Genomic DNA, 26,358 nt, shown 5'->3' on the forward strand with positions numbered 1-26,358 from the left:
CGGCCGGGATGACAAGAATGGTTTGCGGTCAGAAGACCTTCATCAACTCCCGCGCCACCATCGCGGCCAGCACGCCCGTCGAAATCACGAACAGCAGGAACCGCACCGGCACCAGGTTGATGCTGATCTGCAGCAGGCTGTGCAGCACCCGCACGCCGACATAGACCCAGGCGAAATGCACCGCCATCGGGTCGGCGTGGCCCGCGACCTGGATGGCCAGCGCCGCCGCGTAGAAGATCGTCGGCTGCTCCATCAGGTGGTTGTAGTTGTCGGCCGCCTGCCGCGCGGAATCCGGCAGGATGTCCAGCGAGCCCGGAAAGCGGGCGTCCTGCGGCTTGACCCCGGCCTTCTGCATCGCCGGGATCCGCTGGACGTACATCCAGACCCACATCACCAGCGACCAGGCCACCAGCGCCATCACCGGCGCGATCATCGAACTATTCACGTGAACCCTCCCCTTGTTTTGGGAAAGCCTAACGGGATAACGTCGATATCGGAAGGGTGACGTTTGGGGACGGCGCTAACCTTGGCCCCGATCCCGGAACGGATCGGCCGGATAGACCCCCAGGATCTCGAACTTCTCCGAGAAGAACTTCAGCTCGTCCAGCGCCAGGGCCAGCGAGCGGTCCTCCGGCCGGCCGTCGACCTCGGCGTAGAAAAAGGTCGCCGTGAAGTTCCCGCCTTCCATGTAGCTTTCCAGCTTGGTCATGTTGACGCCGTTGGTCGCGAAGCCGCCAAGCGCCTTGTACAGCGCCGCCGGCAGGTTGCGGACGCGGAACACGAAGCTGGTCACGCAGCGGTGGGTGAAGTCCGGGGCCGGCGGGGCCTTGTCGGCCGTCATCACCAGGAAGCGGGTGGTGTTGTGGCGCTCGTCCTCGATGTCGCGGGCCAGGATGTCCAGGCCGTAGATCTCGGCCGCCAGGGCCGGCGCGACGGCGCCGTGGGTCGGGTTGGGCTTCAGGGCCAGGGCCTTGGCCGCGCCGGCCGTGTCGCCGGCGGCCTCGGTCTCGACGCCCAGGCGCTTGAGGCTGTTGCGGCATTGGGACAGCGCGATCGGCATTGAGCTGACCACCTTCACGTCCTCCAGCTTGACGCCCTTGTTAGCCATCAGCTGGAAGCGGATCGGCTTGAAGCGCTCGCCGATGATCTTCAGGCCCGAGGCCGGCAGCAGGTGGTGGACGTCGGCGACCCGGCCGGCGATCGAGTTCTCGATCGGGATCATCCCCAGGGCGGCGATCCCGGTCTTGATGGCCTCGAACGCCTCCTCGAAGGTCTTGCAGGGATAGGCCTCGTAGTCCGGGAAATAGGTCCGACACGCCTCGTGGCTGTTGGCGCCGGGTTCGCCCTGGAAGGCGATCTTCTTGAGGATGCTCATAGGGCCTGCTTTCCAGCTTCTTGGCGGGCGGCTTCCAGATCGGAAGGATTGTCGACGGAAATGGGGGCGGTCGCCGCCACCGCCGCGCGGATGGTCAGGCCCAGCTCAAGGGCGCGCAGCTGCTCCAGCTTCTCGCGCTTCTCGAGGGCGGACGGCGCGGCGTCGTTGAACACCACCAGCGCCTCGCGGCGATAGCCGTAGATGCCGATGTGGCGCCATACCGGCCCGTCGCCATAGAGCGTCGAGCGGGTGAAATAGAGCGCGCGGCCGCTTTGCCCGTCGTCCTCCATGGCCAGGACGGCCTTGACCACGTCCGGGTTCGAGCGGTCGGCGGGCGAGGCTTCCGGGGCGACGACGGTGGCGATATCGGCGTCGTCGAACTCCTTAAGTATCCGGGCGCAGTCGCTCAGCACGGCCGGATCGACGAACGGCATGTCGCCCTGCAGGTTGATCACGACGTCATGTTCGAACCCCGGATCGAGTTCGGCGAGCGCCGCTAGAATCCGGTCCGAACCCGATGGCAGATCAGGATCGGTCAGCACCGCCACGCCGCCAGCGGCTTGAACGGCCTCAACGATTTCGCGATCGCCGGCCGCCACGGCGACAGGGCCAATGCCGGCCGCCAGGGCCTGGTTCAGAACCCGGACGATCATCGGCGCGCCGCCGATGTCGGCCAGCGGTTTGTTGGGCAGACGCGTCGCGGCCATCCGCGCGGGGATCAGGACGATCGGGTTCATGGCGGTTCTGGGTCTCAAATCTTTGCGGACCGGTTGCGCGAGGGGCGGTAGCGTGTAAGAGACGCGAGCGCAACATGACGTGCGCTGGAGACTCGTATCGCGAGTCCGAGGCGCTGGTTCAAAGCCCGCCCTGGGGTGGGCCGACAAGAGGCTGACTAGGCTGAAATGAGCGACCTGACGTTCAACAAGATCGCTGGCGGCGTGCTGCTGACCGGCCTCATCATCTTTGGTCTGCGAGAAGCGTCGGACATCGTCTTCAAGAAGCATGAAGTCGAGAAGGCCGGCTACGAGATCGCGGTCCAGGAAGACTCCGCCGGCGGCGCCGCCGCGGCGGTCGACACCCCGCCCGACTGGAACGCGGTCCTGACCCCGGCCAACGCGGCCGCCGGCGCCGCCGTCTCGGCCAAGTGCGCGGCCTGCCACAAGCTGGACGCCTCGAACGCCAACGCCACCGGCCCGGGCCTCTGGGACGTCGTCGGCCGCAAGCCGGCCGGCCACCCGGGCTTCAACTATTCGGGCGCGATGAAGGACTTCTCGGGCAAGACCCCGGTGTGGGACTACGACGCCCTGTACACCTTCCTGAAGGCCCCGGGTAAGGACGTCCCCGGCACCAACATGACCTTCGTGGGCCTGAAGAAGCCGGAAGATCGCATCGCGGTCATCGCCTACCTGCACAGCCTCGGCTCGAAGCTGCCGATCCCGCCGCCGCGTCCGGCCGCCGCCGCCGCTCCGGCCGAAGGCGCGCCCGCCGCCGACGCCGCGGCCCCGGCCGCTCCGGGCGGCACGACGGCTCCGGCCGCTGGCGCCGCCGCTGCTCCGGCCGCTCCGGCCGCCGGTGGCGCGACGGCCCCGCCGAAGGCCTAAGCCTTCCGAGGCTGACAAGATCGAAGAGGCCGCGCAGCGAAAGCTCCGCGGCCTTTTTTCGGTTTCAAACCCGCCGATATCCCAGCACCGCGCCCGTGGGCGTCGCCGCGATCCGGGCCACGGCCTCGGCCAGCGGCTCGATCGCCGTGGCCATGTGGTGGGCGTTGGCGTGGAGGATGGTCTCCCCGTCCAGCAGGATGGCCACGTGGCCCTTCCAGAACACCAGGTCGCCGCGCCGGCGGTCGGCCTCGGCGATCTCGGCGAAGAAGCCGCGCTGCATGTCGGTGTCCCTCGGACAGGCGCGGGCGCAGGCATAGAGCGCCTGCTGCACCAGGCCCGAGCAGTCCAGGCCCAGGCTCTCGCGGCCGCCCCACTGGTAGGGCGCGCCTAGGAAGCGTTCGGCCACGGCGACATAGTCCTTCTCGCCCCGGCCGATCGGGGTCAGGTGCGCCTCGACGAACCAGCCCGTGCCGGTGGCCTTGACGAAGCGGCCCTCGCGGGCCTCGATCGTCACAAGGCTGTTGAGGCTGTAGAGCCCCTCCGGCCGCGACTTGATGTCGGGCTTGCCGAAGGCGTAGGTGCGGATCGCCGAGACCGCGTGGGTCGGCGGGTGGCCCTGTTCGACCAGGTCGCCGGTCGCGACATAGCCGACATAGCCGTCGCGCGGGGCCTGGCCCCAGGCGAAGCCGTCCTTTTCCTCCAGCACCCGGAAGACCTCGCCGAACAACAGCTGGTCCCACTGCTCGGCGTCTGGCGTGGCGGCGGCGCGGATGGCGGCCGCGGGCGCGGCGCAGACCATCAATCGGCTGGCCGCGTAGCGCTCGGCCGGAACCAGGCCCTCCAGGCGCTGGTCGGCCAAGTCGGGCCGGGCCAGGGTGATCCGAGTGTCCAAAGTCATGCGAAACGGCCCTTGAGCATGGCGAAGGCGGCGCGAATGGCCTGGACTTCCCCGCCGACCGGGAATCCGGGGCGCGCCTTGGGGTTCCAGGCGAAGACGTCGAAGTGGGCCCAGGGTCCCACATCCTCGCCGCTCTCCTTGTCGGACTTGGGGGCGAAGCGCTGCAGGAACAAGGCCGCCGTGGTCGCCCCGGCCTGGGCCCAGCCGTCGGGATCGTTCTTCAGGTCGGCGATGTCGCTGTCCAGGGCCTCGCGATAGGCCTCGGTCAGGGGCATCCGCCACAGCGCGTCGGCGACGGTTTTCGACGCCGTCTCCAGCTGGCCGGCCAGCTTGTCGTCGGACGTCCAGAACGGGATCACGAACGGCCCCATGGCCATGCGCGCCGCGCCGGTCAGGGTGGCGAAGTCCAGGGTCAGGGCGGGCTTCAGCTCGGCGGCGCGGGTCAGGGCGTCGGCCAGGATCAGACGACCCTCGGCGTCGGTATTGCCCACTTCGACGGTCAGGCCGGCGCGGGTCCGCAGCACGTCGCCCGGGCGCATGGCGTCGCCGGCGATGGCGTTCTCGACCACGGGGGTCAGGATGACCAGCCGCACCGGCAGCCCGGCCTCCATGACCATCCGACCCAGGGCCAGGGCGTGAGCGGCGCCGCCCATGTCCTTCTTCATCAGCCGCATGCCGGCCGAGGGCTTGATGTCGAGGCCACCGGTGTCGAACACCACGCCCTTGCCGACCAGCGCCACGATCGGGTGCGAGGCATCGCCCCAGGTGATCTCGATCATGCGGGGCGCACGCGCCTCGACGGCGGCGCGGCCCACGGCGTGGACGGCGGGATAGCCCTCCGTCAGCAACGCATCGCCAGCGACCACGGAGAACGTCGCCCCGTACTTCTCGGCGATCTCGCGGGCGATGGTCTCGATCTGCAGCGGCCCCATGTCGTTGGCCGGGGTGTTGACCATGTCGCGAGCCAGGGCGCAGGCGTGGGCCGTGGCGGTCACGGTCGCGGCGTCGACGCCCTTGGGCGCCACCAGCCGGGCGATCGGCTCGCCGCGCTTCTTGTAGCGGTCGAAGCGGTAGGTCCCCAGGCCGAAGGCCAGGGCCGCCTGCTCCGGATCGACGCCGCGCGGCAGCTTGGACAGAGCGTATTCCCCGGCTGGCAGCTTGCCCGCCAGGGTCCGGAACAGCGACAGATCAGCGCGGCCGGCGCCGGTTCCCAGCAGCACCTGCTCGACCGCGCCGCTGGATCCGGGGACCACCAGCACCTGGCCGGCCTTGGCCGTGAACGCGTTGGCGGCGGCGTAAGTCCTTACCGGCGCGCGCTTTCGGGCCAGGAAAGCCTCCAGCTCGGCCTCGCTGACCGGATGGACCGGGATCGCCTGCCCTTTGGCCTCGGCTAGGATCGGATGCGTCGCGTCGGACATCGACGAAGTCCTTTAAAATTATGCTTAACGATTCCTTGAGGGCCGCGCCCGGACAATGGGCGAACCTTCTGGAGACATGTCTTTCATGTGTCGCAAGCGCGCGCTCGTCGCAACCCTGCTCGCCCCGGCCGTCCTGCTGATCGCGCCGGCCGCCTTCGCCGCCGACTCCGCCAAGCCCGCCCAGGTCGAGGCCGCCAAGGCCGCGCCGGTCAAGGCCTCGCCGCAGCAGCGCGCCGAGGCCCGCCGCCTGGACCCGCTGGCCCGCGCCGCCTTCTGGGGCGCCGAGTTCGAGACCGACTCGGCGGACGCCGAGGCCGGCGCCGCCCTGGCCCAATCCCTGCGCGCCCTGGGCCGCAACGACGACGCCGCCGAGGCCGCGACCAAGGGCCTGGTCTCCCGCCCCGACGACGAGGCCCTGCTGCTGGAGCTGGCCCGCGCCCACATCGCCCGGGGCCAGGGCTTCTACGCCATCGAGCCGGCCCGCAAGGCCGCCGCCCTCAATCCCCGCGACTGGCGTCCGCTGACCCTGCTGGGCGTGGCCTACGAGCAGGCCGAGCGCGACGACGAGGCCGAGGCCGCGCACCGCCAGGCTCTGGCGCTGGCGCCGACCGAGGCCACGCCGCTGGCCAACTACGCCATGCACCTGGCCGCCAAGGGCGACCTGACCGGCGCCGAGACCCAGCTGCGCCGCGCCGCCGCCCTGCCCTCGGCCGGCATCCAGGTGCGCCAGAACCTGGCCCTGGTGGTCGGCCTGCAAGGCCGCCTGCCGGAAGCCGAGAAACTGGCCCGCGCCGACCTGCCGCCCGAGCAGGTCAGCAACAACCTGGCCTATCTGCGCGCCGCCCTCGGCCAGGCCGGCTCCGGCCGCAGCTGGGACGCGATGAAGGCCGGCGGCGGGCAGTAGGCCCTCAGGCCTTGCCGGCCTTGAGGTAGGCCGTCAGCAGCAGCACCAGTTGGCCTTGCAGCCGCGCCTCGAAGGCCGGCGTGGCCTGGCCGTCCAGGATCGAGCGCACCGGCCCGACCAGGGCGTTCAAGGCGATCGACGCCGTCATGGACGGGTCCTCGAACGTCGCGTCGGGCGCGGTGGCTAGCAGGACCGTGACCGCCGCCTCGATGCGCTTGTAGACGCGGGCCGCCAGCTCGAACCCGCCCCGCTCGCCCGCCACGGCGTAGAGCGCCCTGGACTCGCCGGCGTCGCGCAGCTTGGCGGCCATGTAGCCCTCGACCAGAGCCTCGGCCATCCGGGCGACCGGAAGGCTCCGGCTGTCGAGACACACCCGCTCCATCGCGTCGGCGATGCCGCTCAGGTGCCGCTCCAGCACCGCCGCCAGCAGCGCGTCGCGGTTGGGGTAATACTGATAGACGCTGCCGACCGACATGCCGGCCCGCTCGGCGATCCGCGTGGTGGTGCAGCGGCTGAGGCCCTCACGGGTCAGAACCTGAATCACGGCGGTGTGCAGCGCCTCGATCGTGGCCGCCGACCGGGCCTGGACCGGTTGTTTCCTTGGGCTTAGCGGCGTTGCGAGGGCGGTCATCGAAAGCGAATTCCAAACCTGAAGGATTCTTCAGATGCTCCAGCTCGCGTTGAGACGCAAGCAAGGGAAGTCAGCATGACCAGCATCGACACCTCCAGCCTGGATCGGGCCGGGACCTTCAAGCTCGGCGACCGCAACGTCCGGCGGCTGGGCTACGGGGCGATGCAGCTGGCCGGACCCCATGTGTTCGGCCCGCCCAAGGATCGCGCGGCGGCGCTGGCCGTGCTGCGCGAGGCCGTGGCTCTGGGCGTCAACCACATCGACACCAGCGACTATTACGGCCCCCACGTCACCAACGAGATCATCCGCGAGGCGCTGCACCCCTATGCCGACGACCTGGTGATCGTCACCAAGATCGGCGCGCGGCGGGGCGACGACGGCGCGTGGCTGACGGCGACTTCGCCCGCCGAGCTGAGATCGGCGGTGCACGACAACCTGCGCCGCCTGGGGCTGGAGGCGCTGGACGTGGTCAACTACCGCGCCATGTTCGACATGATGGGTCCGGCCGAGGGCTCGATCGCCGAGCCGTTGGGCGTCCTGGCCGACCTGAAGCGCGACGGGCTGGTGCGCCAGATCGGGATCAGCAACGTCACGCGGGCCCAGGTCGCCGAGGCGCGAAGCCTCACCGACATCGCCTGCGTGCAGAACATGTACAATCTGGTCCACCGCCACGACGACGCGATGGTCGACGACCTGGCCAAGGCCGGGATCGCCTACACGCCGTTCTTCCCGCTGGGCGGCTTCTCGCCGCTGCAGTCGTCGGCCCTGTCGGCCGTGGCCGAGCGTCTCGGCGCCACGCCGATGCAGACAGCCCTGGCCTGGCTGCTGCGCCGGTCGCCCAACATCCTGCTGATCCCCGGCACCTCGTCGGTCGCCCACCTGCGCGAGAACCTGGCGGCGGCGGACCTGGAATTGTCGGACGCGGTGATGGCGGAGCTGGAAGCCGTGGCGACCTGAACGCCTAGGCGCCGCCGCGAACCTCCGCCGGGATCGCCGTCCCGGTCTCCGGTCGCGCGCGGCGCGCCTACCCCCCCAGCGCCTGGCTGAGCACCCGGCTGGCCTTGGTGAGAAAGCCCAGCAGCGGCATCGCCACCATGTTCTTCATGGTGAACGCCAGAAACGCCGCCAGGCCCGCCACCAGCGCCGTCTCGATGGCCGCGCCTCCCTCTTCCGCGGCCGCGAACGCGCGGACCGGAGGGCCCTTCCCCATGTGTTTCATCCCACTGTCCCAAATCGAAACCGAGGGGTCGGGTCAGCGCAAGCCGCGCGCCACGCCTTGGACGGGTCTTTTAGGGGTGGGAAGCCTCAGTGCTTCCCGAAGATGTCCTGCACCTTCAGGATCGCCGGGCCCAGGATCATGACGAACAGCACCGGCAGGAAGAACACGATCATCGGCACGGTCAGTTGGGCCGGCAGGGCCGCGGCCTTCTTCTCGGCGGCCGAGAGGCGCAGCTCGCGGTTCTCCTTGGCCATGACCCGCAGGGCCGTGCCCAGCGGCGTGCCGTAACGCTCGGCCTGGATCATGGCGGTGGCCACGGACTTGATGCCCGGATGGTTGGTCCGGCGCGCCAGGTTTTCATAGGCCAGGCGGCGGTCGGGCAGGTACGACAGTTCGGCGGTGAGCAGGGACAGCTCCTCGGCCAGCTCCATCGACGAGGCGCCGACTTCCGAGCCGACCTTCTGGATGGCCGCCTCGATCGACATCCCGCTTTCCACGCAGATCAGCAGCAGGTCCAGCGAATCCGGGAAGGCCGCCACGATCGACTCGCGGCGCTTCTGGGCGATGTTGCTGATGTAGACGTTGGGCGCGTAGTAGCCGAGGGCCAGGGCCGCGACGCAGGCGCACAGCTTCTGCATCGGCAGCAGGCCGAAGCCGTTGACGACATTGAGATAGAACCCGACCACCCCGGCGAACACGAACGGCGCCACGAAGCGGAAGAAATAGAAGGTGGTCACCGGGCGCGGGCCGCGGAAGCCGGCCTGGGCCAGGTTGTCGACGACCTTGGGATCCTCGAGCAGCCGCGACAGCTGCAGCCGCTCGACGACGTTCTTGTAGAGGCCCTCGTCCTGGTGGCGCAGGGTGCCGCCCGTCGCGCCGCGCGAGGCGATGTTCTGGCGCGATCTTCGACGCAGCTCCTCGCGGCGGTTGGCCACCGACTTCAGGCGGCCCTCGAGGTTGTTGTCGCGCAGCGCCGGCGAGGCCAGGGTGATGATCGTGGCGAACGTCACCAGGGCGATGAACGCCGTCAGCAGGTTCGAGGGATCGGTCAGGGCGGTGGCGAGACTCACGGCGACCCTCCTCTCAGAACTTGAAGTTGATCATCTTGCGCATCACCAGGATGCCCATGGTCATCCACAGGAGGCCGCCCAGGATCATCAGGTGGCCGCGCGGGTCGGTGAACATCGGCTTCATATAGGCTGGCGAGGTGACGCTGATCAGGATGACGACGCCGGGCGGCAGGCAGCCGATGATCGAGGCCGAGGCGATCGCCTCGGCGGAGAGCGCCTTGATCTTCTCCTTCATCAGCTTGCGCGCGCGCAGCACGGTGGAGAGGTTGCCCAGCGCCTCGGCCAGGTTGCCGCCGGTCTTGGCCTGGATGCCCAGCACGATCGAGAAGAAGCGCAGCTCGTTGGTCGGCATGCGCTCGTACATCTTCTCCAGGGCCGCATCTATCGGCACGCCCATGGCGATGTTCTCGGTCAGGGTGCGGAATTCGCCGCCCAGGGGCTCGGGGCTCTCCTTGCCGATGATCTTCAGGCAGTCGTGAACCGGCAGGCCCGACTTGATGCCGCGCACGATGATGTCGATGGCGTCCGAGAAGGCCTCGGTGAACTTCTTGGTCCGCCCCTTGGCCAGGAAGCCCAGGACCCAGCGCGGCAGGCCCATACCCGCGGCGAAGCCGCCCGCCAGGGCGATCAGCGGGTTCTGGCTCAGCACGAGGACGATCAGGGCGACGACCACCGCCAGCGCGCCGCTGATGATCCAGAACATCCTGACGTTCTGGCCCAGGCCCGCGGCCAGCATGCGCGCGCTGATGCTCAGCGTGGCCTTCTTCTGCTTGCGCTCCTGCTCCTTGAGCGCCTTGAGGATGTTCTGGCGGCGGGCGTCGGGCGTGTTGGCGGCGGCTTTGGCGCGCACGGCGACCTGGCGCTCGCCGCCTCCGGCGATCATCTGGGCCCGCTTGGCGGCCTTGGCCTGGCCGCTGTCCCCGCCCGCGAAGGCGAAGCCCAGGCCCGCGATGGTGATGAACCCCAGGATGCCGGCGATCACGAACAGCATGGCCTACTCCGCCGCGTCGAGGGCTTCGGCCAGCTCACGCTCCAGGCCGTAGTAGCGGGCGCGATCCCAGAAGCGCGGCCGGGCGATACCGGTCGAGCGGTGCTTGCCGATCACCTTGCCGTCGGCGTCCTCGCCGGTGATCTCGTAGACGAACAGGTCCTGGGTGACGATCACGTCGCCTTCCAGGCCGACCACCTCGGTGATGTGGGTGATGCGGCGACTACCATCGCGCAAGCGCGCCGCCTGGACGATGACGTCGACCGAGCCGACGATCATCTCCTTGATGGTCTTCGAGGGCAGGCCGTAGCCGCCCATGGTGATCATGCTCTCGATCCGGCTGATGGCCTCGCGCGGGCTGTTGGCGTGCAGCGTGCCCATCGAGCCGTCGTGGCCGGTGTTCATGGCCTGGAGAAGGTCGAACGCCTCCGGGCCGCGGACTTCGCCGACGATGATGCGTTCGGGACGCATCCGCAGACAGTTCTTGACCAGATCGCGCATGGTCACCGAGCCGGAGCCTTCCAGGTTCGGCGGACGGGTTTCCAGGCGCACCACGTGCGGCTGCTGCAGCTGCAGCTCGGCGGCGTCCTCGCAGGTCACGACCCGTTCCGTGGGGTCGATGAAGGCGGTCATGGTGTTGAGCAGGGTGGTCTTGCCCGAGCCCGTGCCGCCCGAGATGACGATGTTGCAGCGGCAGGCGCCGATGACGCCGAGAACCCGCGCCCCTTCCGGGCTGATGGAGGCGTACTCCACCAGGTTCTTCATGGTCAGCTTGTCCTTCTTGAACTTCCGGATGGTCAGGGTCGGACCATCCAGAGCCAAGGGCGGGGCGATGACGTTGACGCGCGAGCCGTCGGGCAGGCGGGCGTCGCAGATCGGCGAGCTTTCGTCGACGCGGCGGCCGACCTGGCTGACGATCCGCTGGCAGATGTTCATCAGCTGCATGTTGTCGCGGAAGCGAACGTTGGTCAGCTGGACCTTGCCGCCCACTTCGATGAACACCCGGTGGGCGCCGTTGACCATGATGTCGGCGATGTCGTCGCGGGCCAGCAGGGGCTCCAGCGGACCATAGCCGAGGACGTCGTTGATGATGTCCTGGACCAGCGTCTCCTGTTCCGCCACGGACATCGAGACGTTCTTGATCGCCACCAGCTCGGCGACGATGTCGCGGATCTCTTCGGCGGCCTGCTTCTGGTCGAGCTGGGCCAGCTGGCTCAGGTCGATGGTGTTCAGCAGGGCGTTGAAGATGACGGTCTTGGTGGCGTGGTAGTAGTCGCTCTGCTCACGGACGATGTTGGTCGTCTGGGCGGCGGCGATCCCCTGCGCGGCGCGCAGTTGGTCCAGGCCCGCCGTCGCCTTCGGGGCGGGACCGTTGACCTTCGGCGCTGGCGCGGTCGGCGCGGCGGCCGGCTCGATCCGCTGGGGACGCGTGGCGATGGCCGCGCCGCCCGCCGGGGCGGGGGGCGGCGCCTTCTGTTCGGCGGGGGCTGACGGGTCGCGCTTGCCGAACATCTACTTCTTCTTGAACAGGCCGGAGAGCACGGAGGACTTCTGCGAGGGCGGCGGCTCGCGGCGGCTGATCAGGCGCGCCAGGTGCTCCAGGCCCTCGGCGGCCTTCGACTTGGGCGCCACCTCGGCCAGCATCTGGCCGTTGTTGGCCGCCTGGCCGTAGGGCTTGGGATCGAACGGCAGCACCAGCGAGGGCTGGATGCCCAGGGCCTCGCCGAAGTCCTTCACCGGGATCTCGGGACGGCCGGGCACGCCGACCTGATTCAGAACCAGGCGCGGCGGCACGTCATTGGGCCGCGAGGCCTTGACCAGGTCTATGATGTTCTTGGCGTTGCGCAGGGACGCCAGGTCCGGCATGGCCACCACCACCAGGTCGTCGGATCCGACCAGCACCCGGCGGGTCGCGGCGTTCCAGACGTGCGGGATGTCCAGCACCACGAACGGCGCGGCGCCGCGGATCTTCTGGGTCGCTTCCTCGTAGGCGTCGGCGCCGATGTCGTAGTCGTCGTCCAGCGTCGCCGGGGCGGCGAACAGCGACAGGCGGTCGCCGCAGCGGACCATCATGCGGTCCATCAGCACCGGGTCCAGGCGGTCGGGCTGGGTCAGGGCGTCCAGGACGCCTTGCAGCGGATCCTGGTTGAAGTCGAGGCCGGCGGTGCCGAAGGCCAGGTCGAGATCGACCAGCACCGTGGCGGTCTGCATCTTCTCGGCCATCGCCCAGGCGAAGTTGTGCGCCAGCGTCGAGGCCCCCACCCCGCCCTTGGCGCCGACGAAGGCGATCTGGCGGCCGACGAACGGCGCGGACGGATCGGCGTAGAGGCCGCCGACGGCGCGGATCACCTGCAGGGGCGAGAGCGGCTGGGTCAGGTACTCGCTGACCCCGCGGCGCATCAGCTCGCGATAGAGGGCGATGTCGTTGGTCTGGCCCAGCACGACCACCTTGGTGCCCGGGTCGCAGACCTGGGCCAGGCTGTCCAGCAGATGCAGCAGGCGCTGGGCGCCGTCGGTCGTCTCGACCATGACCAGCGAGGGCGTCGGCTGGTTCTGGTAGTAGTCGACGGCCGCCTCCAGCCCGCCGTCGCGAACGATGGTCGAGGCCCGGGCCATGCGGCGGTCCGCGGCGGCGTGCTCGACCAGGGCCGCCGTTTCCGGACGGGCGCAGAAGGCGTGGATGGTGATGCGCGGGATCGCCGCGTCGCCCAGGCCGCCGTCCGAGATCGGCTCATGATAGACCGGCGCGGCCGGGGCGGCGGCCTCGGCGATGTCGAGGTCGTCGTCATGGACGGCCGCCGGCCGCGGCGCGCGCGGTTGCGGCGGCGGCTGAGGCGGCGGGGCGGCGCGCTGCGCCTGAGGCTGGGACTGGGACTGGGGCGCGGTGCGTGGCGCCTGAGGCCCTTCGGGACGGGCGGGCGGGAAGTCGGCGAACGGGTCGTCGAAGCCGCCCACGGTCGGGTTCAGCGACGGCGGCGCGGACGCGCGCCAGGGATCGTTCGCGCCGGTCGTGAATTCGTCGGCGGCGTCAAAGCCCAGGTCGAAGGGATCGCTATCGGACGGCCGCATTACTGGATCGCCTTCGAGATCGAGCCGCTGGCCTGGTCGTCCTTCTTGGAGCTGGTCGTCTCACCCTTGCGGTAGAGGCCCAGCACCGTGTCGCGACGGCCGGTGTCGGCCGGCGTCATGTCGCGCGGACGGATCAGATCCTCGGGATTGGCGACCTGGGCGGCCAGATTGGCGGCCATGGCGCAACCGAAGTTGTCATAGGCTTCGTTGTTGCGGGTGGCGGCCAGGTTTTCCCAGCGTTGCCCGCATTTCAGCTTCTCGGCCTCGTAGCGCAGGAAGCCGACGCGGATGGTCTCGTCGTCGGGGCCGGTCGGGTTGAAGCCGACGACCCGCACGCGCGAGCCCGGCGCGCCCAGGCTGACCAGACGGTCGCGGATCTGGGTGGCCATGGCGCCGGCGCTGTTGGGCGAGGTGACGACCAGCTCGCGGCCCTCGGCCTGCAGCCAGCGGTCCATCAGGGCCTCCAGCGCGGCCGACTGGTTGGCCGACAGGCCCTTGGCGTGCGGCGCCAGCACGATCTCGTCCGGCGCGGAGGTGACCTTGATGCGGTCCGTCCACTGCTGGGTGTCGGTGGCGGCGGCCTTCGACGGACCCTCACCGGGCGGTGTCGAGGCGCAGGCGACCAGGCCGGACAAGGCCAGGGCCATCAGGACGGTCTTGACGAAAGGCTTGTGCGTCATGGGTGCGTCCTACTCGATCACATAGCCGACGGGGCCCTGGTACGCGCGCCCCGCGTTGGCGCCGGCCGGGGCCTTGACCACTTTGTTCAGACGGCCCAGCAGGACCGTGCTCATGTCGTTGGCGAAGACCAGACCGTCGGCCGGCGTCTGCAGGTTCTGCGGACGGGTCGGGTCGACGATGTACGGGGTGACGATGATCACCAGCTCGGTCTGGCCGTTCAGGAAGTCTCGCGACCGGAACAGCGTGCCCAGGATCGGCATCGAGGTCATGCCGGGGATGGAGTCGATCGTCTGCTTGGTCGTCTGCTGCAGCAGGCCGGCGATCATCAGCGAGCCGCCCGACGGGATCTCGACGGTCGTCTCGGCGCGGCGCACCGACAGGCCCGGCACCGTCAGGGCCGTCGAGGCCGAGCCGGAGGACACCGTGAAGGCGCCCAGGCTGGAGAGTTCCGAGACCTCGGTCGAGATCTTCAGCGAGATGCGGCCGCCCGACAGCACCACCGGCGTATAGCCCAGGCCCACGCCGTAGGGCTTGAACTCGATCGAGATCTTGCCGGTCTGGTCGCTGCCGGTCGGAACCGGGAACTCGCCGCCGACCAGGAAATGGCCGGCCTCGCCGGACACCGCGGTCAGGTTCGGCTCGGCCAGGGTGCGAACCAGGCCCACGCGCTCGAACGCCTGGACCATGCTCTTGGCCTGGTTGAGGCCCGTGCTGCCGGCCACGGTCCGGATCGTCGACAGCGGATCCTTGGGATCCACGAAGTCGTAGGCCTTCAGCGTCTCGGACGTCGTGCAGACCCCGTTCGCACAGCTCGTCAGCGGCACCTTCACGTCGCGCGAGATCACCGGCGCCTTGGTGGTGTCGCGGCTGTAGCCGCCGGTCACGCCGCCCAGCAGGGCGCCGTTGACGCCGTAGGTCGGCGACAGGCCGAAGCTGAACTGATCCTGGCCCAGCTGGCCCATGATGGCGTTGAGGTCGAAGCCCAGCTGCTTGATGACGTTGCGCTGCACCTCGATGATGCGAACCTGCAGCATCACCTGGTCCTTGCCGGCGATGGTCAGCATGTTCAGCACGTTCTCCGGCTTGCCGGCGAACTGGGCGGCGATGCGCGACACCGCTTCGGATTCCGAAGCGTTGCGCACCATGCCGGTCAGGATGACGCTGTCGCGCATCGCCTGCACCTGGATCTTGGCGTCGGGCAGCACCCGCGCCAGGGTCGCCGCCAGAAGGTCGACGGGTTGGGTCACGCGGATGTTCAGCGACACGATCCGGCGGCCGTAGGCGTCGTAGAACGCCGCGTCGGTCGAACCCTCCGCCAGGCCCACCACGTGGATGTGGCGCTTGTCGCGCAGCACCGCGTCGGCGACGAGCGGGTTGGTGACCAGCAGGTCGCGGACGTCCGCGGGCAGCTCGATGATCGCCGACTTGCCCTTGACCAGCTCGACCGTGGCGGCGCTCTGGTCGGCCGTCAGGGTGATGCGGGTCGCCTGGTCGCCGAGCGGCGGCGGGGCCAGCGGCATGGCCGGCGGCGGCAGGGGCGCCGGGCGCGAGACGCGGGCGGCGGGACGATAGACGTGCGAGCCGCCAATCGGACCGTCGGCGAAGACCGGCGTGGTCGAGGACAGGCCCAGCAGGACGGCCAGATGGGCCGTCAGGATACGGCGCTTCAGGGACATTTGAGCTTTCGCGAAGGCGTCCATGGGGCGGCTCACGGGCGCACCGAGACGTTGGAGGTCTGGCCGCCCCGATTGATGCGGATGGTGGAGTCCGAAGCGGCCGTCTTCCCGACGATGCCCGAGGGGCCGCCGAGATCGGTATAGGCGCGCAGGGCCAGGGTCACCGGACCGCCGGCCTTGGCGCGGGTCAGGGCCTCGGCCTCGGCCGGGCCGACCTCGAGGGTGGCGGTGGCCGCGACGATCGACTTGGCGTCCTTGTCGGCGGACGTGGACTGGTCCAGGGCCAGGACGCGGATGTTCTGCAGGACCGTCTCGGCCTGGACGACCCGGCCGTTGGCCGAGCCGCTGTCGCCGGTGGCGTTGACCTGGGCCTCGTGCGTCACCAGCACGTCGACGCGGTCGCCGGGCAGCACGAAGCCGCCGGCCGCGGTCTCGGACGTCACGGGCACGGCCATGGCGCGCTTGCCGGGGGTCAGGACGACGGACAGGTAGCCGCCCTCGCCGCCGCGCACGATCTTGCGGTTGGTGACCGGTTCGCCGGTCAGGATCGGGTCGCGGACGATCGCGCCTTCGACGATCTTGGCCGGATCGCCGCCAATCATCTGGTCGGCGGCGCCGCTGACGGCGGCCTTGGCGGCCTCGACCTTGCCGTCGGGCGCGGCCGGGGTCGCGCCATTAGTGATGAAGGCGCCGCTGATGGCGTCGGACGGCCAGGCCTGCCAGGCGACGTCGGCGGCCACCAGGCGCGTGCCGATCGGCAGGTCGCGCTTGGCCACCAGGACCTGGGTCATCGGCTTGCCCGGCGCGGCGGGCGCGGCCACGACGGCGGGAGCGACCGGCTTGCCGCCCAGCGCGCGCTGCAGGACCACGGCCAGGCCGATGGCCGAGACGGCGGCGATCAGGACGATCAGGAGGCGAACGGGACTCATGGCGCGGGCTGTAACTCAAGGGGGAACCGAACGGCCACCGTCCGGCGGGCGCGCGCGATTCGTCAGTCAGCCTTTCTGGCCACGCCCCATGCTCGCCCGCGCATGGTTAACGGCTGCTAAAAGTTTTCATCGTTCAGGCGGCGGGGCGCGCGGCAGGGTGTCGCGGGATGAGTCAGCGCGCGGCCGGGCTCAACTCAAGGGAGTCTCAGCCCAGGGCCGCGACGGCCAGGGCGCCGTGCGGGAAGGCCCACAGGGCGCCGGCGGCGATGGCGACGCCGTACGGCAGATCGCCGTCCTTGGCCGCCAGCTTGCGCAGCCAGGCCGGCCCGCCGGCCACGGCCGGAACCAGATAACCCGAGCGCAGGGTCAGGATGGCGAGGGTCAGGACGCCGCCCGCCAGGCCGGTATAGACCAGGAACAGGAAGGCGCCGGGCCAGCCCATCCACAGGGCGCAGACGGCGAACAGCTTGCCGTCGCCGCCGCCGATCCAGCCGGCGGCGAACATACCCATTCCGAGGACGAGGCCGCCGAGGCCCACGGCCAGGCACAGACCGATCTGGGCCAGGGGCGCACCGCTGACCAGGGCGGCCGGAAAGAAGGCGGCGATCAGGGCCAGCGAAATCCAGTTGGGGATCGTGTAGCTGATCAGGTCCTTCAGGCCGCCGATGATGGCCAGGACCGGAAAGATCAGCAGCAGCGGGATCTGGATAGCTTGCATGCTCTCGCGCCTTGTAAAATCCCCGTCGGGGACCCCTTCCGTACCGGGCCATTCTGGGACGGACGGATGAAGCAATCGTTTCCCGCGCCTCGGCGGAAGCCTGGAACCTCTGTCATCCAGGCAAAGAAAAAGGGCCGAGACTTAAGCCTCGGCCCTTTTCTTTTCGAGCGTTAGCTGGACTTAGGTGCCAGCGTTCGCGACCTTGTCCTTGATGTCGTTGAACTTCGTGTTCAGCGTGGTGCCCAGAGCGCCAACACCCGTGATGATGACGACGGCGATGAGGGCAGCGATCAGGCCGTATTCGATGGCCGTGGCGCCCGATTCATCCTTCAGAAAGCGCGTGACGAACTTGGTCATGTCTAGATCTCCTAAAGTCAGAGCTGGTTGATTTGAGGCTTCAAGCCGGCTCGACTTGCTAACCCCCGAAAACACGATCAATTTCTCCGAGCTCACTTAATGCTGAGTAAACATCAGTTGGTTTCTCAGATTTTTCTTTTGGTTTATTTGTATTTACCGTTATCTGTTCTTAACCATGGCCGCAGCGAAAGCGATCAACCCCTTTTGAATCAAGGACTTTCTCAAGCGACGCTTGGACGCACGCAAACGGGCCTTAGTCTTTTGTTGACCAAACCAAAGGATGCTGAGGCACGTTCGGATCCGAGATCGGAAACCTCATGCGCCGCCTTTCGCTCGCCATCGCCGCCGTCCTGACCCTCTCGGGGGCCGGCGCCAACGCTCAGAACACGGGCGTCCTGCCGGCGAAGGCGACCTCGGCCGACCTGTCGCTGGCCGCGGGCGAAGCCTCCTATATGAGCGTGGGGGGCACGGTGCGGGACGTGGTGGTGGCCGATCCCACCATCGCCGACGTCAGCATCGTCAACGAGCGCACCCTGGTCGTGATGGGCAAGCGTCCGGGCGTCACCACCCTGATGGCCTTCGGAGCCGGCGGCCGCACCCTGACCAACCGCCAGGTCGTGGTCTCCGAGGTCGGCGACGGGGGCGTCACCATCTATCGCGGCGCGACGGCCAACAGCTATGCCTGCGGGGCCGCCCGCTGCATGCGCGTCGGCGCGGCCGGCGCGGCCGGCGCGGCCCCCGGCCCGGCCTCGGGCACGCCGTAGGCGCCCTCCCCCACGCGAGCGCGCGCTCTAACCAGTGGTTAGGATCGTCCGGCTAGACTGGCGGACGATCATTTCAGGGTCCGCGCCGCCGCATGGCCTACAATCACATCTTCGCTCGCGCCCGACGCCGGCTGGCCCGCTTCGCCGGTCGCTTCGCGCGCGCCGAGCGGGGCGCCACGGCGGTCGAGTTCGCCCTGGTCTTCATGCCCTTCCTGATGCTCGTCTTCGCCCTGATCGAGCTGGCCCTGGTCTACATGGTCTCGCTGCTGCTCGAGAATGCGGTCATCGACGTGGGCCGCACCATCCGCACCGGCGAGGTGCAGACCAACGGCGGCACCGCCGCCACCTTCAAGACCGCCGTCTGCAACAAGATCGGACCGATCGGCGCGATGAGCTGCGACAGCGCCCTGCAGCTCGACGTGCAGACCTATGACGACTACTCGGCCAGCGCCAGCTCGGCCTCGGCGGCCAACGCGGTGCCAACCAACATGCAGTGGAACCCCGGCACGGCCGGCTCGATCGTCCTGGTCCGCGCCTACTACGCCTGGCCGCTGATCTCACCGCTGATGCAGACCGGTTTCCAGAACTCCAACGGCCGGTGGATCGTCTACGCCGCCACCGCCTTCACCAACGAGCCGTTCGACCAATGACCCGCCGCGCGTCGCCCCGGCTGAAGCAGGCCTCTCTGAAGACCTTCTGGCGCGATGCCCGCGGCGTCTCGGCCATCGAGTTCGCCCTGATCGCTCCGGTGCTGATCCTGATGTATTTCGGCTTCGCCGAGACGACCCAGGCCATGATGGCCCAGCGCCGCCTGTCGAACATCACCGCGCAGATCGGCGACCTTGTCGCCCAGAGCCCCCAGACCGGCCCGAGCAAGATGACCGACATCTTCAACATCGGGAATCTGATCATGGCGCCCTATCCGACCGCGGGCCTGAAGATGTGCGTCTACAGCGTCGTCTCCGACGCCGCGGGCAAGAACACCGTCGCCTGGGTGCAGCCCAACCCCGCCGGCGTGGGCATGGCCGGCTGCCCGGCCCAGGGCGCGACCGTCGCCGACATCTCGACCGGCGTGCTGGCGGCCAATCAGAGCATCATCGTCTCGCGGGCCACCTACGACTACAGCTCGCCGACCAAGCTGGTCATGCCCACCACCATGACCTTCAAGCGCAACTACTATCTGCGCCCGCGCCGCTCCGACACGGTGACCTGGGTCAGCACGCTGTAGCAAGGCGCTCGACCAGCCGGTGCGGGGCGTAGGTCCGCTCGCCCAAGGGGGTGACGAGCCGCGAGAGCGGGCGCAAGCCGATCAGGCTGTTGGTCAGGAAAACCGCCTCGGCCCGCTCCAGCGCCTCGACCCCGACGGCGACTGCTTCGACCGCTTCGGCCGCCATCAGCCGCGCCCGGGTGATCCCGGCCAGCACGCCGCAGTCCAGGCGCGGGGTGAACAGACGCCCGCCCTCGATCCAGAACAGATTGGCCGCCCCGGCGCAGGCGATCTCGCCGCGATTGTTCAGCATCACCGCCTCGTCGGCGCCGGCGGCCCTGGCCTCGGCCCGGGCCAGGACGTTGTCGAGATAGCTCAGGGTCTTCAGGCGCGAGGCGGGCGAGCCCTCGTTACGGCGCGCGGCCGCGACGATCGCGGTCGCCGGCGCGGTGACGGACGCGGACGGCGCGGCGGTGGCGAACAGGCGCGGCAGCGGCGCGGCCGGGCGGTCCAGCCCCCGGCCGCCCGAGCCGGCGGTCAGGGTCAGGCGCACGGCGAACCGGCCAGCGGCCGGCGCCGCCTCGCGAACCAGCCGCTCGGCCTCATCGCGGTCGAACGGCAGGCCCAGCACCGCGCAGCCGGCGGCCATGCGGTCGAGATGGGCGGCCAGACGCGGCAGTGCGCCGTCGACCGCCAGCATCGTCTCGAACAGGCCGTCGCCGAGCAGCAAGCCCCTGTCCTCAAGAGGAATAATCATTCCGTCAGGGCCCTCTTCAGCGCGGCGATCTTGGCCTCGGTCTCCAGGCGCTCGCCGCGCGGGTCGCTGTCGGCGACGACGCCCGCCCCGGCGCGGGCCTCCAGGGTCCAACCCTGGCCGTCCTTGACCAGGCCGACCGTGCGGATCAGCACGCTCGAGTCGAACGCTCCGTCGAAGCCGGCCCAGAACAGGCTGCCGCAATAGGGTCCGCGCGGCGGTTCCAGCCCGGCGATCACCTTCATCGCCTGGACCTTGGGCGCCCCGGTGATCGAGCCGGGCGGGAAGCTGGCCCGCAGCAGGTCGGCGACCGCCCGGCCGCCGGCCAGCTGGCCGGTCACCGTCGAAACAAGATGGTGGACGTTGGCGAAGCTCTCGACCTTGAACAGCTCGCGCGCCCTGACGCTGCCCGGCGGGCTGACCCGGGCCAGGTCGTTGCGCATCAGATCCACGATCATCAGGTTCTCGGCCCGGTCCTTGTCGCTGGCCAGCAGCTCGGCGGCCAGGGCCTTGTCCTCGGCGGCGTCGCGGCCGCGAGGACGCGTGCCCTTGATCGGCTGGGTCAGGATCGCCCCGTCCGCGTCGACCTTCAGAAACCGTTCCGGCGAGTTGGAGACCACGGCCCGGCCCGGCAGGCGCAGATAGGCCGAGAACGGCGCCGGGCTCTGGCTCCGCAGCCGCGTGAACAGGTCGAACGGATCGGCGCCGGCCGCCAGCCGTCCAGTCCAGGCGCGGGCGATATTGGCCTGGAAGATCTCTCCGGAGAGGATGCGCCCGACCACGTCGGCCACGGCGACCTCGTAGGCCTCGCCGTCGGAAGCGGTCAGATCCAGGCACAGCGCGCCCTCGAACGGCGCGCGATCGGCCGACGCGTCCAGCCAGGCCAGAGCCTCACGAGCGCGGGCTCCCGCCTCGGCGTCCGTCTCGCCTCGCCCCACGGCCACGACCTGCCGGGCGTGGTGGTCGAAGGCCAGCAGGGCCGGATAGCGGGCGCAGCTCAGGTCCGGCCAGGCGGTGCGGGCTAGGCCCAAACGCTCGACACGGTCGCCCAGTTCGTAGGCCGCCAGACCGACCACCCCGCCCTGGAACGGCGGACCGTCGGGGTCGCTCGGCTGGCGGGGGCCGGTCAGCTCGGCGAGCCTGACGAACGGATCGGCGGGATCGGCGGCGGCGAGGCTGAAGGTCGCGTCGGGCTGGCGCAGCAGATACGACCACCGCCCCGCGCCGCCGGTGACCAGGGCGCAGGCGTACGGCTCGTCCCGGAACGGGGCCAGCGCCCACGTCGGCTCGCGCCAGGGGGCGGTAAGGAGAGCGACGCGACGCATGGGCGGGGATGTAGCAGGCGGAGCAGTCCCCCTCCACCGCCGTTCGGCGGTCCCCCTCCCCCAAGAGGGGGAGGAGAGACCTGCGCTAACAGGTCAGGTGGGGGCTAGTGCTGAGCCTCCCGGCCCCCGCCCTTCACCGTGAACAGGCCGACCAGCCCCAGGGCCAGCAGGCCGGCGATCGGGATGAAGCCGGCCACCTGGCTGGCGAACATCTTGGTCGCCAGGGCCACCAGCAGCGAGCCCAGCCACATGGTGGCGGTGCCCGACAGCGAGAACAGGCCGAAGAAGGCGGCCATGCGGTCCGGCGGGGCCAGGCGCACCAGCAGGGTGCGGCTCGAGGCGTACTGGGCGGTGACGAAGACCGCGATCAGCAGGCCCAGGCCCAGATAGATCAGCTCCGGCAGGGTGCGGAACAGCGGGCCGTTCCAGACGGCCGGATGGGTCGCCGCGTCCCAGGTCCAGAAGTACAGGATCTTCTCGCGGCCCATGCCCAGCGTGCCCAGCAGCACCAGGATGCAGATGCCGACCTCGACCTGGATCGCCCGCCGGGGACCCAGGGTCTTGTCCAGCCATGGCGCGATCAGGCCGCCCAGCACCCCGAAGATCGACAGCGAAATGCCGTAGGCCAGCATCTCCAGCTCGCCCCACTTCATCAGTCCGGCCGCGAACAGGCCGCCGAAGATCAGCAGGGCGGTCATGCCGTCGCAATAGAGCATCCGCGCGCCCAGGAACTTGGCGATGTCGGCGTGGCCCTTGAGGTTGGCGAAGGTGTCGAGGATCAGCTTGACGCCCTCCTTGATCGCCGCGCCCAGCGAGGCGCCGGTGCGCGGCGCGTCGCGGGTCCACAGGAAGAACGGGATCGCGCCCAGCAGCATGACCGCCGCCGACAGCGGGCCGACGATGCGGCTGGGCTCGTGCTCGACCTGGCTGAGGCCGAACAGCGGCGCGGACGGCACGAACGACCAGGGCACGACACCGGGCAGCACGAAGGCCCACATCACGAAGATCAGCAGACTGACCGACAGGCCGTTGGCCAGGGCGTAGCCCAGCCCCGACAGCACCGGCTCCTGGCCCTTCTCGGACGCGCGGGCCAGCAGCGAATTGTTGAGCACGTCGCCGCAGTTGTAGGCCACGCCCAGGATGATCAGGGCCACGCCCACCAGATCGACCGGCAGGCCGCCGGGCTTGGCCCACCACAGGGCGAACAGCAAGGGCGCCATGATCGCCAGGATCAGGGCCATGAACGGCTTGCGCGGCCCGAACCGCTCGATCGAGGCGCCCAGGATCGGCGCCAGGGCGGCGGTCAGCAGGCCATAGACGGTGGAGATGTCGGCGACGGTCGCCTGGCCTCTGACCGGATCCCCGACCAGCACCCGCGAGAAATAGGGCGAGAAGACATAGATGGTGACCAGGATCACATAGGGGTCGCGCGAGCCCTGGTGCAGGATCCAGCTGAGAGCGCTTCGGGAGAGCTTCTGTTTGGGGGCGGGGACCAGGACATCGTCGCCGGCGACATCGCTCATGCCCGGAGGCGTACCCGCCAACTCGCTCATACCACACCCTAGTGACGCTCGGCCCTCTGCTGGAACCGTGGCATCAGGCTGGACCTTAAACGAGCGTTTGTCACCTTACGGATTGAGCTGGGAAGTAAACTCAAATCCAACCGTCATTCCCGCCACAAGGGCGGGAATGACGGAAGTTGGGGATGGGTTGGTGCGAAACCCTAAAGCAGAATATGCGCCCGCACCTTTTCCCGCGTGTCCGCATCGAGCCCCACCGCCTGCTCCAGATAGCCGTCCAGGCTGCCGTGTTCGGCCTTGATCACCTCGAACGCCGCCGCCAGATAGCGGGCCTCGACGCCCATGGCCGCGCGCATGGCGGCCTCGTCCGGGCGGCGGCCGGTGATCCCCTCGATGTGGTCCATGAACATCGTCCCGCGACGGTCGAAGCGGGTCGGGTCGTTGGTCAGCAGGTAGTCGTCGATGACGTCGTCGTCGGCCACGCCGGCGATGTGGTGGGTCAGAGCCGCCAGCACGCCGGTGCGGTCCTTGCCCGCCGCGCAGTGGATCAGGGCCGGGCCCTTGCTCTGCGCCAACGCCAGGAAGAAGCGGCGGAAGAGGTCGATATGTCGTTCCTTGAACGGCAGGCGGCGATAGTACTCGTCCATGTAGTCGTGGACCGCGTCGACGGTCAGGTCCGTACTGGTGATGAACTCCAGCCACGGATCCGTCCCCGTGACGCCCAGGTCGTTGTCGATCACCTGGGCGGAAAAGCCCGTCCAGCGGCGCGAGGGCGAACGCTCACGCTCATTGGGCCGGCGCAGGTCGACCAGGGTGACGATGCCCAGGGCCGCCAGGGCCTCCAGGTCGGTGTCGGTCGCCTCGGCCTGGTGGGCGGCGCGGAACAGCACGCCCCGCTTCAGGCGCCCCGCCCCCGCGGCGTAGTCGCCGAAGTCACGGAAGTTCTCGACGCCTTGCAGGGGGATGGTTCTGGTCATGGGCCGAATTAGCGCCGCCCAAACTCAAAATAAACCCCAAACCCGTTCTCCCCGGCGAAAGCCGGGGCCCAGATCGAACCCAGAGCTCTCGTGGTTTCGGCGACGACCCAAGGCGCGAACACCCCAGCCTCTCCGAATGTATCTGGGCCCCGGCTTTCGCCGGGGAGAACGGAAAACTTAAGCTACTTCCTCAGCAGCGGCTGGATGCGATCCTGCAGCGGTTGGTCGACATAGGTGTGAAACAGCCACGCGAAGCCATAGGCGATCGGGAAGCCGGCCAGCCACATCAGCCACTGCCAGCCGATGCCGATCGGCACCGTCTCGATCAGCTTGTGCACGGCGCTCCAATAGATCACCCCGACGAAGATGTGGGTGATGAACAGGGCGAACGACAGCTTGGCGCCCTCCTCGATCCAGGCCTTCGGGTGCTTGACCGGCAGGCGCCCGGCGCCCAGCACGATCATGGCGATGGCCAAGAGCGACGGGGCGTCGAACAGCCAGGGGTCGGGAAGGGCGTAGCGGTCCAGCGGCTGGGTGACGACCAGCAGGGCGACGCCGCCCCACAGCAGGGCCTTGGCCGCCGTCTCCGACGGCCAGCGCATGTCGACGACCCGCGCCAGGCAGACGCCCAGGATGAACAGCGGCAGGGCGCGCACCACGCCGTACTGGAACTGCAGATCCGGCAGGGCGTGGTGGAAGACGTGGCGGGCGATCACCTCGAACACGCCCAGGATCGCGGCCGCGCCCAGCGGCAGGATCCAGGCGTGGCGCACCTTGCTGACCGTCTTCCAGAAGAATGGGAACAGGGCGTAGCAGACGATCAAGGCCGACAGCGACCAGCTGGGCAGGTTCCAGCCGTCGCTGGTGAAGCCCCAGGCGTGGACCAGGAAGGCCTGGGCCGGCAGCTGATCCCAGGCGAAGCGGCTGGGCTTGTGGGCGTCGGTGCCGACGGTGTTGAGCAGCAGCACCAGCACGGCCAGCATGGCCAGCACCACGAGGTGCCCCGGCCACACCCGCGCCGCGCGGCGAGCCCAGAAGCGCGGGGTGCTGATATGCCCCTTGATCACCGAGCCGCCATAGGCCCGGCCCAGCACATAGCCGGACAGCATCAGGAAGAAGTCCGTCGCCAGGAAGCCGCGCGAGAACACCTGGCCGAAGCGCTCGATCCGCATCGGGCTCTCGGCGCCGTAATGGTAGACAACGATCAGCAGCGAGGCGAGGAAGCGCAGGAAATCCAGCGCGCCGCCCCGGACAGCGGCCTTGTCGGGACGCTCCAGCACAACCGCGGCCTGCGGCGCGTCCGGAGGAATCTGGGAAAGCGGGACGGTCACAGACCCCGCCATAACAAAGCCGTCGCCCGTGTGAAAGCCGTGTCCGGAACGTCGTCTTGCGGTATGGCGTCGCGGCCACTATCTGCAACTTCTACTGTTTCTAATAGGATCGACCATGTCTCGCCTGCCCGTCCTGTTCGTCGGCCATGGCTCGCCGATGAACGCCATCGAGGACAATGCCTGGAGCCGCGACTGGCGCCGGCTGGGCCAGACCCTGCCGCGTCCCAAGGCGGTGCTGATGGTCAGCGCTCACTGGGAGACGCGCGGCGCCTCGGCGGTCAGCGCTTCCAGCGCGCCCGAGACCATCCATGATTTCGGCGGCTTTCCGCAGGCGCTGTTCGACGTCCAGTACCGCGCGCCGGGCGACCCGGCCCTGGCGGCGCGGGTCGCCGAGCTGCTGTCCCCCGACGTCGTGGTGCAGCACCCGACGCGCGGCCTGGACCACGGCGCCTGGGGCGTGCTGAAGCCGATGTATCCCGCAGCGGACGTGCCGGTGGTGCAGCTCAGCATCGACCGCGGCCGCCCGGACCGCTGGCACTACGAGGCCGGCCGCCGCCTGGCCGCCCTGCGCGACGAGGGCGTGCTGATCATGGGCAGCGGCGACATCGTCCACAACCTGCGCGCGGCCGACTTCCGCCGGCCCGAGGCGCCGCCGTGGGCCGACCGGTTCAACGAGAGGGCCAAGGCGCTGATCCTGGCCGGCGACCATGATCCGCTGATCGACTGGCGGAGCCTGGGTCCGGACGCGGAGATCTCGATCAACAGCGCCGAGCACTACCTGCCGCTGCTCTATGTGCTGGGCGCCCAGACGCCCGGGGAGGCGGTGAGCTTCTTCACGGATGATGTGTTCGCGGCGATCTCGATGACGGGGGTGCGGATCGGTTAGAGCGGCGCTTTAGGTCTCTCCTCCCCCTTTGGGGGAGGTGGCGCGGCGCGAATACGCGCC

The 26,358-nt window shown here is 69.4% G+C and carries 28 protein-coding genes; 7 read left to right on the forward strand and 21 right to left on the reverse strand.

Annotated features, from left to right (window positions below; genetic code table 11):
* Positions 1-28 precede the first annotated feature (28 nt).
* From AC1RNC_RS10475 to AC1RNC_RS10485, 3 genes are all read right to left on the reverse strand, one after another.
* Positions 29-445: an MAPEG family protein gene (locus AC1RNC_RS10475; protein WP_492885994.1), complete on the reverse strand. Its 417-nt coding sequence runs from the start codon at positions 443-445 to the stop codon at positions 29-31.
* Between the two features lie 75 nt (positions 446-520).
* The gene (locus tag AC1RNC_RS10480; protein ID WP_492885996.1) at positions 521-1,375 is read right to left on the reverse strand and encodes a prephenate dehydratase; all 855 of its coding nucleotides are present in this window, start codon (positions 1,373-1,375) and stop codon (positions 521-523) included.
* Positions 1,372-2,112, reverse strand: coding sequence for a 3-deoxy-manno-octulosonate cytidylyltransferase (locus AC1RNC_RS10485; protein ID WP_492885998.1), 741 nt, complete (start codon positions 2,110-2,112; stop codon positions 1,372-1,374). Before AC1RNC_RS10485 ends, AC1RNC_RS10480 begins: the two co-directional genes overlap by 4 nt.
* A 165-nt stretch (positions 2,113-2,277) precedes the next feature.
* On the opposite strand from AC1RNC_RS10485, the gene AC1RNC_RS10490 reads away from it, so the two are divergent.
* Entirely contained in the window at positions 2,278-2,976 is a 699-nt protein-coding gene (locus AC1RNC_RS10490; RefSeq protein WP_492836993.1) for a c-type cytochrome, read from the forward strand.
* Between the two features lie 64 nt (positions 2,977-3,040).
* On the opposite strand, the gene AC1RNC_RS10495 is transcribed toward AC1RNC_RS10490, so the two are convergent.
* On the reverse strand, positions 3,041-3,874 hold the full coding sequence (locus AC1RNC_RS10495) for a C40 family peptidase (RefSeq protein ID WP_492886001.1): 834 nt from the start codon (positions 3,872-3,874) through the stop codon (positions 3,041-3,043).
* Positions 3,871-5,292, reverse strand: a complete 1,422-nt coding sequence (locus tag AC1RNC_RS10500; protein WP_492886003.1) for a leucyl aminopeptidase family protein — start codon at positions 5,290-5,292, stop codon at positions 3,871-3,873. The genes AC1RNC_RS10495 and AC1RNC_RS10500 overlap by 4 nt, the downstream gene beginning before the upstream one ends.
* A gap of 85 nt (positions 5,293-5,377) precedes the next feature.
* Between AC1RNC_RS10500 and AC1RNC_RS10505 the strand changes: the two genes are divergently transcribed.
* Positions 5,378-6,196, forward strand: a complete 819-nt coding sequence (locus AC1RNC_RS10505) for a tetratricopeptide repeat protein (protein ID WP_492886005.1) — start codon at positions 5,378-5,380, stop codon at positions 6,194-6,196.
* 4 nt (positions 6,197-6,200) lie between these two features.
* On the opposite strand, the gene AC1RNC_RS10510 is transcribed toward AC1RNC_RS10505, so the two are convergent.
* Positions 6,201-6,827 (reverse strand): TetR/AcrR family transcriptional regulator, encoded by a 627-nt coding sequence (locus tag AC1RNC_RS10510; RefSeq protein ID WP_492886007.1) that lies wholly within the window; start codon positions 6,825-6,827, stop codon positions 6,201-6,203.
* Positions 6,828-6,902: 75 nt separating this feature from the next.
* Between AC1RNC_RS10510 and AC1RNC_RS10515 the strand changes: the two genes are divergently transcribed.
* Complete coding sequence (locus AC1RNC_RS10515) at positions 6,903-7,784, forward strand: aldo/keto reductase family oxidoreductase (RefSeq protein WP_492886009.1); 882 nt, start codon at positions 6,903-6,905, stop codon at positions 7,782-7,784.
* Between the two features lie 67 nt (positions 7,785-7,851).
* On the opposite strand, the gene AC1RNC_RS10520 is transcribed toward AC1RNC_RS10515, so the two are convergent.
* From AC1RNC_RS10520 to AC1RNC_RS10565, 10 genes are all read right to left on the reverse strand, one after another.
* Complete coding sequence (locus AC1RNC_RS10520; RefSeq protein WP_492886011.1) at positions 7,852-8,037, reverse strand: hypothetical protein; 186 nt, start codon at positions 8,035-8,037, stop codon at positions 7,852-7,854.
* Between the two features lie 95 nt (positions 8,038-8,132).
* Positions 8,133-9,116, reverse strand: coding sequence for a type II secretion system F family protein (locus AC1RNC_RS10525; RefSeq protein WP_492886013.1), 984 nt, complete (start codon positions 9,114-9,116; stop codon positions 8,133-8,135).
* A 13-nt stretch (positions 9,117-9,129) separates the two neighbouring features.
* A complete protein-coding gene (locus AC1RNC_RS10530; RefSeq protein ID WP_492886015.1) occupies positions 9,130-10,107 on the reverse strand; it encodes a type II secretion system F family protein in 978 nt (325 codons plus the stop codon).
* Positions 10,108-10,110: 3 nt separating this feature from the next.
* Entirely contained in the window at positions 10,111-11,616 is a 1,506-nt protein-coding gene (locus AC1RNC_RS10535; protein WP_492886017.1) for a TadA family conjugal transfer-associated ATPase, read from the reverse strand.
* A complete protein-coding gene (locus AC1RNC_RS10540) occupies positions 11,617-13,173 on the reverse strand; it encodes a CpaE/TadZ family protein (RefSeq protein ID WP_492886019.1) in 1,557 nt (518 codons plus the stop codon). It abuts the gene before it with no gap.
* Complete coding sequence (locus AC1RNC_RS10545; RefSeq protein ID WP_492886021.1) at positions 13,173-13,853, reverse strand: CpaD family pilus assembly lipoprotein; 681 nt, start codon at positions 13,851-13,853, stop codon at positions 13,173-13,175. Before AC1RNC_RS10545 ends, AC1RNC_RS10540 begins: the two co-directional genes overlap by 1 nt.
* Positions 13,854-13,862: 9 nt before the next feature.
* Positions 13,863-15,530, reverse strand: a complete 1,668-nt coding sequence (locus AC1RNC_RS10550) for a type II and III secretion system protein family protein (RefSeq protein ID WP_492886022.1) — start codon at positions 15,528-15,530, stop codon at positions 13,863-13,865.
* 32 nt (positions 15,531-15,562) lie between these two features.
* Entirely contained in the window at positions 15,563-16,459 is an 897-nt protein-coding gene (cpaB, locus tag AC1RNC_RS10555) for a Flp pilus assembly protein CpaB (protein WP_492886024.1), read from the reverse strand.
* 205 nt (positions 16,460-16,664) lie between these two features.
* Positions 16,665-17,177 carry an A24 family peptidase gene (locus AC1RNC_RS10560; protein WP_492886026.1) on the reverse strand — a complete coding sequence of 171 codons (513 nt, stop codon included), beginning with the start codon at positions 17,175-17,177 and terminating at the stop codon, positions 16,665-16,667.
* Between the two features lie 180 nt (positions 17,178-17,357).
* Entirely contained in the window at positions 17,358-17,534 is a 177-nt protein-coding gene (locus AC1RNC_RS10565) for a Flp family type IVb pilin (RefSeq protein ID WP_492837007.1), read from the reverse strand.
* Between the two features lie 317 nt (positions 17,535-17,851).
* Here AC1RNC_RS10565 and AC1RNC_RS10570 point away from each other — a divergent pair, with 317 nt between their 5' ends.
* The 3 genes from AC1RNC_RS10570 to AC1RNC_RS10580 all read left to right on the forward strand — a co-directional run bounded on the left by AC1RNC_RS10570 (position 17,852) and on the right by AC1RNC_RS10580 (position 19,526).
* Positions 17,852-18,298, forward strand: a complete 447-nt coding sequence (locus AC1RNC_RS10570) for a pilus assembly protein N-terminal domain-containing protein (RefSeq protein ID WP_492886027.1) — start codon at positions 17,852-17,854, stop codon at positions 18,296-18,298.
* A 92-nt stretch (positions 18,299-18,390) separates the two neighbouring features.
* On the forward strand, positions 18,391-18,948 hold the full coding sequence (locus AC1RNC_RS10575) for a TadE/TadG family type IV pilus assembly protein (RefSeq protein WP_492886029.1): 558 nt from the start codon (positions 18,391-18,393) through the stop codon (positions 18,946-18,948).
* Positions 18,945-19,526 carry a TadE/TadG family type IV pilus assembly protein gene (locus AC1RNC_RS10580; protein WP_492886031.1) on the forward strand — a complete coding sequence of 194 codons (582 nt, stop codon included), beginning with the start codon at positions 18,945-18,947 and terminating at the stop codon, positions 19,524-19,526. Before AC1RNC_RS10575 ends, AC1RNC_RS10580 begins: the two co-directional genes overlap by 4 nt.
* Here AC1RNC_RS10580 and AC1RNC_RS10585 read toward each other — a convergent pair.
* The 5 genes from AC1RNC_RS10585 to AC1RNC_RS10605 all read right to left on the reverse strand — a co-directional run bounded on the left by AC1RNC_RS10585 (position 19,513) and on the right by AC1RNC_RS10605 (position 25,424).
* Positions 19,513-20,262: an aminotransferase class IV gene (locus tag AC1RNC_RS10585; RefSeq protein WP_492886033.1), complete on the reverse strand. Its 750-nt coding sequence runs from the start codon at positions 20,260-20,262 to the stop codon at positions 19,513-19,515. The genes AC1RNC_RS10580 and AC1RNC_RS10585 overlap by 14 nt on opposite strands.
* Positions 20,259-21,584: an aminodeoxychorismate synthase, component I gene (gene pabB / locus AC1RNC_RS10590; RefSeq protein ID WP_492886034.1), complete on the reverse strand. Its 1,326-nt coding sequence runs from the start codon at positions 21,582-21,584 to the stop codon at positions 20,259-20,261. Before pabB ends, AC1RNC_RS10585 begins: the two co-directional genes overlap by 4 nt.
* 104 nt (positions 21,585-21,688) lie before the next feature.
* Complete coding sequence (locus tag AC1RNC_RS10595; RefSeq protein WP_492886036.1) at positions 21,689-23,137, reverse strand: MFS transporter; 1,449 nt, start codon at positions 23,135-23,137, stop codon at positions 21,689-21,691.
* A gap of 170 nt (positions 23,138-23,307) precedes the next feature.
* On the reverse strand, positions 23,308-24,081 hold the full coding sequence (locus AC1RNC_RS10600) for a tyrosine-protein phosphatase (RefSeq protein WP_492886038.1): 774 nt from the start codon (positions 24,079-24,081) through the stop codon (positions 23,308-23,310).
* A gap of 182 nt (positions 24,082-24,263) precedes the next feature.
* Positions 24,264-25,424, reverse strand: coding sequence for an acyltransferase family protein (locus AC1RNC_RS10605; protein WP_492886040.1), 1,161 nt, complete (start codon positions 25,422-25,424; stop codon positions 24,264-24,266).
* Positions 25,425-25,527: 103 nt separating this feature from the next.
* Here AC1RNC_RS10605 and ygiD point away from each other — a divergent pair, with 103 nt between their 5' ends.
* The gene (gene ygiD, locus AC1RNC_RS10610) at positions 25,528-26,298 is read left to right on the forward strand and encodes a 4,5-DOPA-extradiol-dioxygenase (RefSeq protein ID WP_492886041.1); all 771 of its coding nucleotides are present in this window, start codon (positions 25,528-25,530) and stop codon (positions 26,296-26,298) included.
* The last annotated feature ends 60 nt before the right edge of the window (positions 26,299-26,358 follow it).

Source organism: Caulobacter sp. GW822-FHT01G02 (genome assembly GCF_058802865.1).

Bases quoted from the DNA above. Each gene is read 5' to 3' on its own strand.
- AC1RNC_RS10515 (WP_492886009.1), top strand. From the start codon at position 6,903: ATGACCAGCATCGACACCTCCAGCCTGGATCGGGCCGGGACCTTCAAG.
- AC1RNC_RS10605 (WP_492886040.1), bottom strand. From the start codon at position 25,424: ATGGCGGGGTCTGTGACCGTCCCGCTTTCCCAGATTCCTCCGGACGCG.
- AC1RNC_RS10575 (WP_492886029.1), top strand. From the start codon at position 18,391: ATGGCCTACAATCACATCTTCGCTCGCGCCCGACGCCGGCTGGCCCGC.
- AC1RNC_RS10585 (WP_492886033.1), bottom strand. From the start codon at position 20,262: ATGATTATTCCTCTTGAGGACAGGGGCTTGCTGCTCGGCGACGGCCTG.
- AC1RNC_RS10540 (WP_492886019.1), bottom strand. From the start codon at position 13,173: ATGCGGCCGTCCGATAGCGATCCCTTCGACCTGGGCTTTGACGCCGCC.
- pabB (WP_492886034.1), bottom strand. From the start codon at position 21,584: ATGCGTCGCGTCGCTCTCCTTACCGCCCCCTGGCGCGAGCCGACGTGG.
- AC1RNC_RS10535 (WP_492886017.1), bottom strand. From the start codon at position 11,616: ATGTTCGGCAAGCGCGACCCGTCAGCCCCCGCCGAACAGAAGGCGCCG.
- AC1RNC_RS10600 (WP_492886038.1), bottom strand. From the start codon at position 24,081: ATGACCAGAACCATCCCCCTGCAAGGCGTCGAGAACTTCCGTGACTTC.
- AC1RNC_RS10500 (WP_492886003.1), bottom strand. From the start codon at position 5,292: ATGTCCGACGCGACGCATCCGATCCTAGCCGAGGCCAAAGGGCAGGCG.
- AC1RNC_RS10565 (WP_492837007.1), bottom strand. From the start codon at position 17,534: ATGACCAAGTTCGTCACGCGCTTTCTGAAGGATGAATCGGGCGCCACG.
- AC1RNC_RS10490 (WP_492836993.1), top strand. From the start codon at position 2,278: ATGAGCGACCTGACGTTCAACAAGATCGCTGGCGGCGTGCTGCTGACC.
- AC1RNC_RS10505 (WP_492886005.1), top strand. From the start codon at position 5,378: ATGTGTCGCAAGCGCGCGCTCGTCGCAACCCTGCTCGCCCCGGCCGTC.
- AC1RNC_RS10495 (WP_492886001.1), bottom strand. From the start codon at position 3,874: ATGACTTTGGACACTCGGATCACCCTGGCCCGGCCCGACTTGGCCGAC.
- AC1RNC_RS10545 (WP_492886021.1), bottom strand. From the start codon at position 13,853: ATGACGCACAAGCCTTTCGTCAAGACCGTCCTGATGGCCCTGGCCTTG.
- AC1RNC_RS10595 (WP_492886036.1), bottom strand. From the start codon at position 23,137: ATGAGCGAGTTGGCGGGTACGCCTCCGGGCATGAGCGATGTCGCCGGC.
- AC1RNC_RS10580 (WP_492886031.1), top strand. From the start codon at position 18,945: ATGACCCGCCGCGCGTCGCCCCGGCTGAAGCAGGCCTCTCTGAAGACC.
- AC1RNC_RS10520 (WP_492886011.1), bottom strand. From the start codon at position 8,037: ATGGGGAAGGGCCCTCCGGTCCGCGCGTTCGCGGCCGCGGAAGAGGGA.
- AC1RNC_RS10480 (WP_492885996.1), bottom strand. From the start codon at position 1,375: ATGAGCATCCTCAAGAAGATCGCCTTCCAGGGCGAACCCGGCGCCAAC.
- cpaB (WP_492886024.1), bottom strand. From the start codon at position 16,459: ATGAGTCCCGTTCGCCTCCTGATCGTCCTGATCGCCGCCGTCTCGGCC.
- AC1RNC_RS10560 (WP_492886026.1), bottom strand. From the start codon at position 17,177: ATGCAAGCTATCCAGATCCCGCTGCTGCTGATCTTTCCGGTCCTGGCC.
- ygiD (WP_492886041.1), top strand. From the start codon at position 25,528: ATGTCTCGCCTGCCCGTCCTGTTCGTCGGCCATGGCTCGCCGATGAAC.
- AC1RNC_RS10550 (WP_492886022.1), bottom strand. From the start codon at position 15,530: ATGTCCCTGAAGCGCCGTATCCTGACGGCCCATCTGGCCGTCCTGCTG.
- AC1RNC_RS10485 (WP_492885998.1), bottom strand. From the start codon at position 2,112: ATGAACCCGATCGTCCTGATCCCCGCGCGGATGGCCGCGACGCGTCTG.
- AC1RNC_RS10530 (WP_492886015.1), bottom strand. From the start codon at position 10,107: ATGCTGTTCGTGATCGCCGGCATCCTGGGGTTCATCACCATCGCGGGC.
- AC1RNC_RS10510 (WP_492886007.1), bottom strand. From the start codon at position 6,827: ATGACCGCCCTCGCAACGCCGCTAAGCCCAAGGAAACAACCGGTCCAG.
- AC1RNC_RS10570 (WP_492886027.1), top strand. From the start codon at position 17,852: ATGCGCCGCCTTTCGCTCGCCATCGCCGCCGTCCTGACCCTCTCGGGG.